This window comes from Bacillus niameyensis, from assembly GCF_001375535.1.
Lineage (GTDB): Bacteria > Bacillota > Bacilli > Bacillales > Bacillaceae_C > Lederbergia > Lederbergia niameyensis.
This window is the reverse complement of record NZ_LN831197.1, coordinates 514131-527671: the sequence shown is the minus strand read 5'-3', so window position 1 is coordinate 527671 and position 13541 is coordinate 514131. Positions and strand designations below refer to the sequence as shown.

Below are 13541 nucleotides of genomic sequence, written 5' to 3'. Positions count from 1 at the left end.
TTACTTCGGTTCCTCCCCGGAAACTATTTCAATTATTTTTTCAGGAATTTCCCACTGTGCAGACAACCATTTTTTAATTTCACCATATTCATTTTTTTGCTCTTCCAAAGGGAGATCGTCCTTAATGTTAATCGTGACTGGCTGAATTTTTTCTGTCTTTTCATCTGATGAAGAAATATGAACGATTACCTTTTTCAATTGGTCGTATGGTGGTTCAAGATTTGAATCAGCGGATATTTGTATAGTTTTAATCACAGCCTGATGATGGTCGATCAACTCCTTTTCTACTTGCTTTTTCATTTGGACAGCCATCTGCTCTAATGTATATGCATGCTGAGAGGCTTGTATCTCTCTTTTTTTTCTTTCAATTAAAATTCCTGTGGATTGTTCGCTTTTTTCAGCATTTGTCGTAATTGATGTAAGTAGTTTTTCAAAATCAAATGTAAAAATTTTAAATAAAGGTGTAACGATAATTGAGATCAGAAGCAGTCCTGTAACAAGCTTGGCATATTTCCGCATATCGCTTTCTGGTAAAATCATGTCAATAATCATTGCTAGAAGTAAAAAAATAATAATGTTGAAAATCCAGTTTGTAATATAATCCAAGTTTGCCCCTCCTCATCTAATCATCATCGTAATGTTTCCTGACGTGATGATAATCGTCAAACTAATAAAAAACATAAAAGAGACGATGGCGAGAGAGGCGAATATATAGATCATGCTGTTACTTATAATATTTAAACATGAAATTACAGGTCCATCGCCAAGCGGTTGCAAAAGTGCCGCTGATAACTTGTAAATAAATGAAATAACTAAAATTTTGATAGCTGGAAAAGCCGCAAGTAATAGGACAATAACTACTCCTGCAATCCCTAACGTGTTTTTCAATAGGACAGATGCTGATAAAACAGTATCTGCTGCATCTGTAAACATTTTCCCGACAACTGGTACAAAGTTACCTGTTACAAATTTTGCCGTTTTAATAGCCACACCATCTGCAACAGCTGTGGCTGTCCCTTGAACGGAGATAACCCCAAGCAAAATTGTTATAAACACGCCCAAAATGCCGATACTTGTTTTTTTCAATAATCCTGCTAGCTGAGAAACTTTTAATTCTGTATTTAGAGTATTAGCGACACTTAACAATGTGGATAGAAATAAAAAAGGGAGTACCGCATTTTTAATAATTAGGCTACTAATATTAACTAGGAATACAAGGACAGGATGAAAAAAGCCCGCAGATGTAATCCCTCCCGATGAAGCGATTAATGCAAGTAAAAGCGGGAGCAAAGCAAGTATAAATTGACTCATAGAATTAATTGCTTCAATCGCGTATTCACTTGCTACTCTAAAGCTATTAAGCGCAATGATTATTATAACCATGAAAATGATAGAATAGGCGACCTTGCTTACTGCCCCCTTTTCAAATGCATTGTGAAGGGTTTGAAGAAACATACTAAAGATCGTCAGCAACATTAAGGAGCCTAATAACTTCACATTCAAGGAAATTTCTTGCACGATAAAGGCAATGATTCCATTCAACCAACCTGTAATCGAAAACGACTTGTCCCCATTCATAAAATCAATGAGACTGCCCCGTTTACTTTCCGGTAAATAATTCCCATACTTGTCCATAATCATTTCCCAATGATCCGATAGTTCGTCCAACCCTAAATCATTCATGTAGCGACCTAATGTTCCCTCTAACTCATCACCCTCGGGCGATTGTTCCATTGCTTCAGCCTGTACCGTTGCAAACAAAAACAGGAAACATAATATTAGGATCCGATGCAAAATTTGCATGTACGCCACTCCGTTTCCTTTTATTGATCTAATTTCGACGTACAGACTTCGCGATTCCAGCCTGTATGGCGTTTACGCTTTTCTTTGTCCAGTTTCAACGCCCAACGACTAGCAAACTTTCAGCTTCTTCCTACGATAAGTCAACATCAGCTCGTCCCTCGCTGTGTTTCCTTTATCTCGGGCCAACACGACGTTGGTCAGAACGGCGTTGCGCCAGGACGGCGCGACTTTAGCCGTTCATCCTTATTATTAAAGTTTGTACGTCGCTAAACGGGCGTTTACGCTTTTCTTTGTCCAGCTTCAACGCCCAACGACTAGCAAACTTTCAGCTTCTTCCTACGATAAGTCAACATCAGCTCGTCCCTCGCTGTGTTTCCTTTATCTCGGGCCAACACGACGTTGGTCAGAACGGCGTTGCGCCAGGACGGCGCGACTTTAGCCGTTCATCCTTATTATTAAAGTTTGTACGTCGCTAAACGGGCGTTTACGCTTTTCTTTGTCCAGCTTCAACGCCCAACGACTAGCAAACTTTCAGCTTCTTCCTACGATAAGTCAACATCAGCTCGTCCCTCGCTGTGTTTCCTTTATCTCGGGCCAACACGACGTTGGTCAGAACGGCGTTGCGCCAGGACGGCGCGACTTTAGCCGTTCATCCTTATTATTAAAGTTTGTACGTCGCTAAACGGGCGTTTACGCTTTTCTTTGTCCAGCTTCAACGCCCAACGACTAGCAAACTTTCAGCTTCTTCCTACGATAAGTCAACATCAGCTCGTCCCTCGCTGTGTTTCCTTTATCTCGGGCCAACACGACGTTGGTCAGAACGGCGTTGCGCCAGGACGGCGCGACTTTAGCCGTTCATCCTTATTATTAAAGTTTGTACGTCGCTAAACGGGCGTTTACGCTTTTCTTTGTCCAGCTTCAACGCCCAACGACTAGCAAACTTTCAGCTTCTTCCTACGATAAGTCAACATCAGCTCGTCCCTCGCTGTGTTTCCTTTATCTCGGGCCAACACGACGTTGGTCAGAACGGCGTTGCGCCAGGACGGCGCGACTTTAGCCGTTCATCCTTATTATTAAAGTTTGTACGTCGCTAAACGGGCGTTTACGCTTTTCTTTGTCCAGCTTCAACGCCCAACGACTAGCAAACTTTCAGCTTCTTCCTACGATAAGTCAACATCAGCTCGTCCCTCGCTGTGTTTCCTTTATCTCGGGCCAACACGACGTTGGTCAGAACGGCGTTGCGCCAGGACGGCGCGACTTTAGCCGTTCATCCTTATTATTAAAGTTTGTACGTCGCTAAACGGGCGTTTACGCTTTTCTTTGTCCAGCTTCAACGCCCAACGACTAGCAAACTTTCAGCTTCTTCCTACGATAAGTCAACATCAGCTCGTCCCTCGCTGTGTTTCCTTTATCTCGGGCCAACACGACGTTGGTCAGAACGGCGTTGCGCCAGGACGGCGCGACTTTAGCCGTTCATCCTTATTATTAAAGTTTGTACGTCGCTAAACGGGCGTTTACGCTTTTCTTTGTCCAGCTTCAACGCCCAACGACTAGCAAACTTTCAGCTTCTTCCTACGATAAGTCAACATCAGCTCGTCCCTCGCTGTGTTTCCTTTATCTCGGGCCAACACGACGTTGGTCAGAACGGCGTTGCGCCAGGACGGCGCGACTTTAGCCGTTCATCCTTATTATTAAAGTTTGTACGTCGCTAAACGGGCGTTTACGCTTTTCTTTGTCCAGCTTCAACGCCCAACGACTAGCAAACTTTCAGCTTCTTCCTACGATAAGTCAACATCAGCTCGTCCCTCGCTGTGTTTCCTTTATCTCGGGCCAACACGACGTTGGTCAGAACGGCGTTGCGCCAGGACGGCGCGACTTTAGCCGTTCATCCTTATTATTAAAGTTTGTACGTCGCTAAACGGGCGTTTACGCTTTTCTTTGTCCAGCTTCAACGCCCAACGACTAGCAAACTTTCAGCTTCTTCCTACGATAAGTCAACATCAGCTCGTCCCTCGCTGTGTTTCCTTTATCTCGGGCCAACACGACGTTGGTCAGAACGGCGTTGCGCCAGGACGGCGCGACTTTAGCCGTTCATCCTTATTATTAAAGTTTGTACGTCGCTAAACGGGCGTTTACGCTTTTCTTTGTCCAGCTTCAACGCCCAGCGACTAGCAAACTTTCAGCTTCTTCCTACGATAAGTCAACATCAGCTCGTCCCTCGCTGTGTTTCCTTTATCTCGTCAGAAGCTTAAAAAGTTTGTACGTCGCTAAACGGGCGTTTACGCTTTTCTTTCTACACAGGCATCATTGCTAGAATTGTTTCAATTAATACGGTTAAAATTGGGACAGCCATTGCCAGTATTAATATTTTGCCGGCTAGTTCTACTTTTGCTGCAAGCGAACTCTGTCCCGCATCCTTGCTAATATGTGAAGTAAATTCTGCGATATATGCAATTCCAATGATCTTCAAGATCGTTCTGACATAGAGAGAATTTACATTTGCGCTTGCTGCAAGGTTTTCTATCATCTGAATTATTTTTTGAATTTGATCAACTAGAAAAAGAAAAATGCCTGTCCCAGTAAATAAAATCAATAAGAATGCAAATCCAGGTTTCTGCTCTTTAATCACTACAGCTAAAAAAGTTGTTATTAGGGCAATCCCTGCAATTTGTAAAATAACAATGATGGATTCCCCCTATCATTGAAATAAGAAGACAGATTTAATTTTTTGAAATAGGCCATCTACGATGGACACTACCATAAATAAAATATAAATGAAGCCGAAAAGCGTAACCCATTGGGCATATTCTTTCTTTCCTACCTGATCAAGGATTGTGTGTAAAAAAGCCACAACGATCCCAACACCAGCTATTTTAAAAATAACGTCGACTTCTATGCCCATACCAACAACCTCCTAATTAGAAAAGCGTAAGTGCCTGTTTAGCGCTGTACAAACTTCCTAGCTTCTGACGAGATAAAAGAAACACTGTGTGGAATGAGCAGTTGCTGACTTTCTGCAGATTGAATGCTGATTAGCTGCCAACCGACTGGTGCCTGAAGCTATACTCAGACTAGCGCATCGCTTACCCACACTTCGTAATTTTTATAAATATTTAGAGCAACAAGATAATGATTAGTAGCCCTGATAAAACACCGAAACTTTGCATCATTTTTTCATACCTTTTTTGTACTTCTCTCGCTTCTTCTTCTTCTCTTTCCAAATGAGTTAAAGTCAAAATGATCTGCTTTTGTTGTGAATCTCGGTCATGTTTCCCTAAATTAGCACCAAATTGTAAAAGTATTTCATACTCATTTTGTTTTAGAGCTGTATGTCTCCAAGTTTCTTTTAAGGCTTCTTCCCAAGCAATAATAACTGTCGTTTCATCTTTTTTAAGATAGTTAGCAAAGATTCGATAATGACTTGAAACTGGTTCAGGGAGCTGTTCAGAAATTTTAATCGCCGCTTCCCCAAGAGGTGTATGACCATACATAATCTCAGCTTCTAACGTTTCTAAAGAATTTTGAAATAATTTGAGATGCTTCGGTCTTCTACTCAAACGTTTAGCTGCTTCAAAGCCAATCATTGTAGTCGCTATCAATATGAATAGAGCACCAAAAAGTTTAAACATGAGCATGTAATCCTTTATAATAGATTGATTTCCCCTCAGAGTCTTTTATAGCTGCGACCGTGCCGGGGCCATTACTTCTTGATAATTCTATATATCGATCAAAAACCTGTTCATTCATAATTTGATTCAGCATCGGCCGTTTTCTTACCTCATCATATGAATAACCATGTGTTGTCATCATTAATGTAATTCCTGCATTCACTGCTTCCATAATAGCGATCCGGTCTTCTTCCCTGCCAATCTCATCCACAATCAGCACATCAGGACTCATTGATCGAATGAGCATCATCATGCCTTCCGCCTTTGGACAGGCATCCAGTACATCTACTCTTTGACCAAACTGTAATTGCGGAGTGCCATGAACACATCCTGCGATTTCTGAACGTTCATCAACGATTCCAACTTTAAGAGCAGGAATGCTATGTTCTTTAGATCCGCTCGATACTATTCTAGCTATATCCCTTAATAATGTTGTCTTCCCTGTTTGTGGAGGTCCGATAATCATTGTGTTTTTCCAATAATCTTTAAATAGTTGTGGAATAAACGTTTCAGCCACACCTATTTTTTCCCTTGCAACCCTGATATTGAAGGAAGCTAAATGGCGAATTGCCTTGACAGAGCCATTATCAAGAATAACTTTCCCTGCCAATCCAATACGATGTCCTCCTTCAATCGTGACGTATCCTTTCTTTAATTCTTCATCCAGTGTATAGAAAGAATGATTGGCGAGTTTCCCAATAAATTGTTCCACATCTTGATTCGTAAAAATATAAGGTAGAAAGCGGGGAATACCGTTAGAAGCTATTTCAATTTGACGGCCAACCCGTAATCTAATTTCCTCAATCTCTGTCAGCAGGGTGGAAGGAAGACGTTTAATTAAATCACTGATACGACTGGGCAACATTCGTAATATAACTTCCAAAATTATCCTCCCCTTCTATCATTCTCTATCTAATATGTATTCAGCTTGTCTTTAAATATGAAATTTCTAATAGAAAAAAGAAATAAAAAAAACGAGGATAAATTCCTCGCTTTAAAAGGTGTGCTTCTTTTTAATTAGAATGCATACATGTTATGCTCTTGACACATAAGTACTATCGCCTGTATTAATGATTAAGCGATCACCAGTATTAACAAAAAACGGAACTTGAACGGTTAGGCCTGTTTCCAGTTTAGCTGGTTTTGATCCACCTGAAGCTGTATCTCCTTTAATACCAGGTTCAGTTTCAACAACTTCCAATTCAACTGTATTTGGCAAATCTACACCAAGAGTTTCCCCTTGATACATAATTATATGAACTTCCATATTTTCTTTTAAGAATTGTAATTCATATTCAATTTGAGCACTAGGTAACTCAATTTGTTCGTAAGTCGCGTTATCCATAAATACATGCATATCTCCATTTGCATAAAGATATTGCATTGTTTTATTATCGATTTGTGCTCTTTCAACCTTTTCACCGGCTCTAAATGTTTTTTCTTGAACGGCTCCGGTACGAAGATTACGCAGTTTAGAGCGAACAAAAGCTGCGCCCTTTCCTGGCTTAACGTGTTGGAAATCCATTACACGCCAAATCCCTCCATCTGTTTCAATCGTTAAACCTGTTCGAAATTCGTTTACTGAAATCATTTGTGTTCCTCCAATTATAGTATGATTAAATCTTTAGTCGAATGCGTAAGTGCTTCATTACCAGTTTCGGTAATAAGTATGTCATCTTCGATCCGAACTCCCCCAAGTTTGGGTACATATATACCAGGTTCAACGGTGACAACCATCCCTGGCTCAAGCTTTTGTTCTGATCGGATCGAAAGTCCGGGACCTTCATGAACTTCCAAGCCAATTCCATGCCCTAATGAATGGCCAAAATTATCCCCGTATCCTTTGGCTGTTATATAGTCTCTAGCAATAGCATCTGCCTCAATGCCTGTCATTCCTGACTTAATCTGTTCCATTGCTCGAAGTTGAGCTTCCAGAGTGATATCATAAATTTCCTTCAATTGCTCAGATGGCTCTCCGACAGCGATTGTCCGCGTAATATCAGACACATACCCTTTATAAAGGGCACCATAATCTAAGGTCACAAAATCCCCTTTTTCAATGACTTTTTCACTGGCTACCCCGTGTGGAAGTGCAGATCTCCATCCTGAAGCTACAATAGTGTCAAATGAAGAAGAAGTTGCTCCGCATTTTCTCATAAAAAATTCAAGTTCATTAGCAACTTCTAATTCTGTTAACCCTGGCTTTATATAGTCAAGAATATGTTTGAAAGCTAAATCTGCAATATCAGCTGCTTCTTTAATAATGGCAACTTCCTGAGAAGTTTTTATGAGACGCATTTTTTCAACAAGATTTGAAACAGGAACTAATTCTGCAGCGATTGCTCCTTCATACGCTTTCCACGTGGAGTAAGAAAGGTGATCCTGTTCAAAACCTATTTTTTTGACTCCAAGCGCTTTTACTTGATCGGCTACTTCAGCAATCATTCCCTGGCTGTATTGAATAATTTCATATCCTTCAACCTGTTTCGCTGCTTGCTCAGTATAGCGAAAGTCAGTAATGAAAAAAGCCTTATTCTGAGTAATCAAGGCGATACCAGCTGTTCCCGTGAAATTTGTTAAATATCGCCGATTATAAGGGCTTGTAATGAGCAATCCGTCGATCCCAAATGCTCCAAATTCTTCTCTAATTTTTTGTAACTTGTCCATTCCCTTCTCTCCCCTCTATGTATTTCTTCATTGCATTCAAAGCCATTTCATAGCCATACATTCCAAATCCAGTTATTTGACCGATAGAAACCGGTGCAGTAACCGATATTTTTCTGAACTCTTCCCTGCTATGAACATTTGAAATATGTACTTCAATAACAGGCAAGTTTATGGAAGAAATTCCATCTCTTAGAGCGATGCTATAATGGGTAAACGCACCTGGGTTCATAATTATTCCCGAAAAACCATTAAACTCTGCATCGTGGATTTGGTCCAATAAAGCTCCTTCGTGATTAGATTGATAGCAAACAACTTCCATTTCTAGACTTTTACCAACAATTAGTAATTTTTTTTCTAATTGTTCAAGCGTTTCACTTCCGTAAATATCTGGCTCGCGAATTCCTAACCTGTTTAAATTTGGCCCATTTAACACAAGTACTTTCATACTATTTCACACCCTACACATGAATGTTTGCCAAGAACATTCTACCATAAAAAGCCAAAACAGGCCTACTGAAACTATTTTATCTAGATGAATTAATTTTCTTCCAATATTGCTGTTCATTATATTCATATGATATGGAAAAACCAATAAAAATACCGTACAAAATAAAACAGCAAATTTCAGTAATTATAGTTGTGAAATTATAAGCATCTATACGATCAAGGCGCGGGAAAATCGGATATAAAACTAAGAAAACTAATGCGAAAATAAGTAAACCATATACGGCTCCCCATACGATTGATTTTTTTTTCTTGAGTAATCCTAAATAAATGACGGCCGCTCCCATTGATATGAGACCGTATAATAAGCAAGCAATAAAGCCCCCTAGCCATCCATCTTTCCAGTTGCCCCTAAAAATATCTAAAATGAGAGATGGATTAACTTCCGTAAAATTTAAGTAATGGGCCGCATATCCTAATAAAGCCCCGAACAGACCAGCAACAAATCCTGTAACCATCGCTAACTTGGGCAAGGACATATAATATTGGCCACCATGTTTTTCTTTATCCACTACTTTTCACCTCTTTAAATTTATCATGCCCAGACGACCGTACTATTTTGCATGAAAATTAAAGTCTGGTGAAAAAAGCCATTTTTTAGTATGATTGATATAATAAGAAATTAGAAACCCATACAACAAAATAATGTCCAAGCGTTCGAGTGACTATGAATTAATAAAAACTCTTATTTTGTATAAAGAATCATTTTATGGTAATAATGTTGATTATTCCCAAGGAGGTGGCATTCTTGAATTTTCGGAATTGGCTAGTTGGTGGAATTATCGTTACATCTATAATCGGACTTGGATCTTTGCTATTTCGTAATCCATCAAGACTCCTCATGCAACTTCTGTTCATGGGATTGATTGCAGTTTTTATTTATCTTGTCTTTCGATTTACTATCGGAAAGAGGCAGAATCATAGTGAAAATCGTTCGTACATTAAAGCAGCAAAGTTTTCCCAAAAACGCTACCGACAATCCCCAAAGAGTGTCAGCACCAATAAAGCTGCTCTTAAAAAACCGCTAAGGAAAAGATCTACTGCCCATTTAACTGTTATTGAAGGCAAAAAAAACAAGAAAAAGGATCGTGCTATTTTTTAAAGGTGTTTCACTAGTACGTCCACTGTTTTAAAAATTGCTTTGCCCTTACACGTCCTTTTTCTATTAGGGCGTCCTTTTTTTCTTTAGGTAATGAAAACTCGGAAGTTAACCCTTCTTCCATAGGAATAAAAATTATATTTTTTTCATGTTTTCTTGAGACATATCTTGCATCATGCACATCTTTCATCGTTGCGAATAGGGCCTCGAATAAAGATAGTGCATTTTTTATTTCTCTTTTTGGTTGTTCCTCTAGGCTATGACTTAGTTTCACGCCGATAATTGGCCGCAACTTTTTATGATGCTCCGGGTCAAATAACCAAATAGGAAAATTACTTAAAACTCCACCGTCAATAATAATATTTTTTCCAGATAATGACTTTAATTTTACTGGTTCAAAGAAAAAAGGCAGACCAGCGCTCATCCTAATCGCCTTTGACACTGGGAAGGTTTCTTTGGGAATTCCATATTTATCTAAATCATCTGGTAAAACTAATAATCTTCCAGTTGTAAGATCAGATGCTATTAAGCGTAATTTATCTTTAGGAAGATCCGAAAACGTATATATCCCTCTTTGAGCTAACTTTTTTGCGACCCATTCTTCAAACACATGACCTTGATATAAACCCATTCTCCAATATAAAAGTAACCATTTCGATAAAGGAAATGGCAAAAAAGTCTTCCTCCTATCTAAGAATTCGGTCAGCTCTGTTTCTTCAAACAACCTTAAAATGTCTCGACTTGAATAGCCAGCAGCAATAAAAGCAGCCATTAGAGCACCAGCACTAGTTCCGGCTAATCGTTTAAAACTATACCCCTTCTCCTCTAGGGTTTCATAGACACCAATAAAGGCAAATCCCTTCATGCCTCCTCCAGAAAACACACCATCAATTTCCATATGCGACCCTCCCAAGAAGTCCTGTTATTATTGTAGAGGAAGTAATCATAATTAGAACATAATGCCACCTTTTTATCATGGGCATATTAAAAAACCCGAATGGATGACCATTCGGGTTGAATTAAGATGTTCTGATTAAATTATAGACCGCATTTTAACTGAGCGTTACAGTTGTCGCATGTATTACATCCACCAATTTCTTTAACCGTCCCTTTTCTACAAACTGGACAAGTATTGCCGATCTCAGAACCGACGGTGACACTAGTAGAACGGAGATCTTGAATAGTCTCAATTAGAACGACAGGTTCACTAAATTCCAATTGTTCACTCGTCTCCATTTTGTTATCTTCTGCTTTTAATGTTAGAACTTGAGAATCACGGCTTCCATCCACATAAACCGTTCCTCCTTTTGCTCCACCTCTGTATAGACGTTCATATACTTTCTCGACTTGTTCCACTGCATACCCTTTTGGTGCATTCACAGTTTTTGAAATCGAACTGTCAATCCAACGTTGAATCACACATTGAACATCAGCATGTGCTTCTGGAGAAAGCGTCATTGCTGTAACGAACCAATCTGGAAGGTCATCTGGGTTCGCATTTGGATTTTGATCGAGATATTCTTGGACAATATCAGCTTTCACCTCAATAAATTTACCAAGGCGACCGCTGCGATAGTATGTGAATGAGAAATAAGGTTCTAAACCTGTTGAAACGCCAACCATGGTTCCAGTGCTCCCCGTTGGAGCCACAGTTAAAAGATGTGAATTCCGAATTCCGAATTCCAAAATGGATTTTCGAACATCTTCTGGCATTTTCTTCATATAACCTGTGTTAATAAATGCTTCCCTTAACCGATTTGTTTCCTCTTCTGTATTACCTACGAGGAATGGGAAGCTTCCCTTTTCTTTAGAAATTTCTACTGATTCTTTATAAGCCGTAATAGCAATTGTTTCGAAAACTTGATCAACAAGTTCATTTCCTTCAGGTGATCCATATTCTTTCTCACAATAAATGAGTAAATCGGCTAGTCCCATAACTCCAAGCCCCACACGTCTTTCACCAAGAGCCTGTTTTTTATTATCTTCTAAGAAATATGGAGTCGCATTTATGACATTATCTTGCATTCTCACGCCAATTTTCACTGTTTGTTTTAGCTTATCAAAATCGACTGTTTTCTTTGTTTTGTCAGCCATATTGCCCAAATTGACAGCTGCTAAATTACATACTGAATATGGAGCGAGCGGCTGCTCCCCACATGGATTAGTCGCAACTACCTTTTGTCCATAGGCTTTTGCATTTGTCATGTCATTCGCATTATCAATAAAGAAAATACCTGGTTCAGCTGAATATGTCGCACAAATATTGATCAAATTCCAGAGTTCCTTCGCCTTGATCTTCCTGTATGTGCGAACCTTGTGTCCAAGCTTTTCCCATTCGCGAACATCACCAACTGTATGCCATTCTTCATTATATATTTTCATCGCTTCCTGATCATAATTCTCAACATCAGGAAAACGAAGTTCATAATCATCGTCACGATCAACTGCATCCATAAATTCTTTCGTCAAGCAGACCGAGATGTTAGCTCCAGTCAAAAATTCCGAATTATGGACGGAATAAGTTCCACCCTCAGATAATTTTTCTTCAGCCTCACGGAAGATCGTTTCATCAAACCCGCCATGACCAGGCATATTTCTATAATTAAGTACTCCTTGGTACATTGCTTCTTCTGTTGGATTGAGCGGGGTAAATTTCAATTTATCCTTCGCGTGTTTCTTAATGACAGGATCGGATGTATTTTCAATTAAAAATCTTAAAATCCTTGGATTTTGCATTTTTGAAATGATGAATTCTGCAATATCAGGATGCCAATCCGATAACATAATCATTTGCGCACCACGTCTTGAGCCACCTTGCTCCACGAGATGAGTTAGTTTCGCAATATCATCTAACCAAGATACAGACCCAGACGATTTTCCATTCACTCCACGTGCTAGCGTATTTCGTGGTCTTAACGTCGATCCGTTTGTCCCTACTCCACCACCGCGGCTCATGATTTCCATAACTTGTTTACGGTGTTCAGAAATCCCTTCCCGTGAATCAGGTACAAATGGCATGACGTAACAATTAAAATACGTTACATCTGTACCAGATCCAGCTCCATATAGAACACGACCAGCTGGAATAAAGTTAAGGCTTGATAGTTCCTGATAAAACTTTTCAAACCATTCTTGACGCTTTTCTTCTGTTGTCTCAACAGCAGCAAGCCCTGTCGCGTTTCGCTTGGCGATTTGCTCATAAAATACTTCCAATGGTTTTTCGATAATATCAAGCGGACGAACAATCAAGCCTGTTTTTCTTTCTTCCGCATCATCTAAAGCATTTCGATATTCTTCTTCTACTAATACTTCCGCAGTGTTAGCTTCCCAATCGATCGATTGAATAAAGCCTAGCCCTCTTGCCGGAAATTTCGGATCCTCTTTGATCGTAAGAACGACAAAATCACCAGCAGTCAAAGTAATCTTTTCTGTATCCTTGAAAGCATAGCGATCAATCATTACTAATCGGGAAACCCCTTTATGGGTAATTTTCATCTCAGATGTAATTGGATGTACTTGCGAAAATTGTCGAATATCTTTATTTAACCTTTCGACATTTAGCTTCGAATTCTCAGTAAAAACTGTAGCCATTGCCACAACTCCTCTCTACTCTCACAAATAAAGGTAACACATGTCCGTAGCTGAAATCAATCTTTAAACACAATATATTGTACTTGAATTGAACAACATCATACAACATCTTGTTTAACGAATTAACAAAAGATAGATTTGTCAAATTTGAAAATGGGAGAATACACGAGAAAAATATAATTTTCATATGAAAAAACAGCAGAATCCCC

Annotated in this window: 13 protein-coding genes; 1 reads left to right on the top strand and 12 read right to left on the bottom strand. The window is 39.4% G+C overall.

What is annotated here, in order from left to right; genetic code table 11:
• The 10 genes from spoIIIAF to BN1243_RS02535 all read right to left on the bottom strand — a co-directional run bounded on the left by spoIIIAF (nucleotide 1) and on the right by BN1243_RS02535 (nucleotide 9154).
• Nucleotides 1-606, bottom strand: coding sequence for a stage III sporulation protein AF (gene spoIIIAF, locus BN1243_RS02580; RefSeq protein ID WP_062104714.1), 606 nt, complete (start codon nucleotides 604-606; stop codon nucleotides 1-3).
• Between the two features lie 12 nt (nucleotides 607-618).
• Entirely contained in the window at nucleotides 619-1803 is a 1185-nt protein-coding gene (gene spoIIIAE, locus BN1243_RS02575; RefSeq protein WP_062104713.1) for a stage III sporulation protein AE, read from the bottom strand.
• A gap of 2293 nt (nucleotides 1804-4096) precedes the next feature.
• Complete coding sequence (gene spoIIIAD, locus BN1243_RS02570; protein ID WP_062104712.1) at nucleotides 4097-4486, bottom strand: stage III sporulation protein AD; 390 nt, start codon at nucleotides 4484-4486, stop codon at nucleotides 4097-4099.
• Nucleotides 4487-4501: 15 nt separating this feature from the next.
• Nucleotides 4502-4705 carry a stage III sporulation protein AC gene (spoIIIAC, locus tag BN1243_RS02565; protein WP_062104711.1) on the bottom strand — a complete coding sequence of 68 codons (204 nt, stop codon included), beginning with the start codon at nucleotides 4703-4705 and terminating at the stop codon, nucleotides 4502-4504.
• Between the two features lie 211 nt (nucleotides 4706-4916).
• Nucleotides 4917-5432: a stage III sporulation protein SpoIIIAB gene (gene spoIIIAB, locus BN1243_RS02560; protein WP_062104710.1), complete on the bottom strand. Its 516-nt coding sequence runs from the start codon at nucleotides 5430-5432 to the stop codon at nucleotides 4917-4919.
• The gene (gene spoIIIAA, locus BN1243_RS02555; RefSeq protein ID WP_062104709.1) at nucleotides 5425-6354 is read right to left on the bottom strand and encodes a stage III sporulation protein AA; all 930 of its coding nucleotides are present in this window, start codon (nucleotides 6352-6354) and stop codon (nucleotides 5425-5427) included. Before spoIIIAA ends, spoIIIAB begins: the two co-directional genes overlap by 8 nt.
• Before the next feature lie 150 nt (nucleotides 6355-6504).
• On the bottom strand, nucleotides 6505-7062 hold the full coding sequence (gene efp / locus BN1243_RS02550) for an elongation factor P (RefSeq protein WP_062104708.1): 558 nt from the start codon (nucleotides 7060-7062) through the stop codon (nucleotides 6505-6507).
• A gap of 14 nt (nucleotides 7063-7076) precedes the next feature.
• Nucleotides 7077-8138 carry a M24 family metallopeptidase gene (locus BN1243_RS02545; protein ID WP_062104707.1) on the bottom strand — a complete coding sequence of 354 codons (1062 nt, stop codon included), beginning with the start codon at nucleotides 8136-8138 and terminating at the stop codon, nucleotides 7077-7079.
• On the bottom strand, nucleotides 8116-8583 hold the full coding sequence (aroQ, locus tag BN1243_RS02540; RefSeq protein WP_062104706.1) for a type II 3-dehydroquinate dehydratase: 468 nt from the start codon (nucleotides 8581-8583) through the stop codon (nucleotides 8116-8118). Before aroQ ends, BN1243_RS02545 begins: the two co-directional genes overlap by 23 nt.
• 79 nt (nucleotides 8584-8662) lie before the next feature.
• Complete coding sequence (locus BN1243_RS02535; RefSeq protein WP_230200084.1) at nucleotides 8663-9154, bottom strand: YqhR family membrane protein; 492 nt, start codon at nucleotides 9152-9154, stop codon at nucleotides 8663-8665.
• A 236-nt stretch (nucleotides 9155-9390) separates the two neighbouring features.
• On the opposite strand from BN1243_RS02535, the gene BN1243_RS02530 reads away from it, so the two are divergent.
• On the top strand, nucleotides 9391-9744 hold the full coding sequence (locus BN1243_RS02530) for an SA1362 family protein (RefSeq protein ID WP_062104705.1): 354 nt from the start codon (nucleotides 9391-9393) through the stop codon (nucleotides 9742-9744).
• A 10-nt stretch (nucleotides 9745-9754) separates the two neighbouring features.
• Here BN1243_RS02530 and BN1243_RS02525 read toward each other — a convergent pair whose 3' ends face one another.
• Both BN1243_RS02525 and BN1243_RS02520 read right to left on the bottom strand, forming a co-directional pair.
• A complete protein-coding gene (locus tag BN1243_RS02525) occupies nucleotides 9755-10639 on the bottom strand; it encodes a patatin-like phospholipase family protein (RefSeq protein ID WP_062104704.1) in 885 nt (294 codons plus the stop codon).
• A 140-nt stretch (nucleotides 10640-10779) separates the two neighbouring features.
• Entirely contained in the window at nucleotides 10780-13332 is a 2553-nt protein-coding gene (locus BN1243_RS02520; RefSeq protein ID WP_062104703.1) for a vitamin B12-dependent ribonucleotide reductase, read from the bottom strand.
• Nucleotides 13333-13541 lie beyond the last annotated feature (209 nt).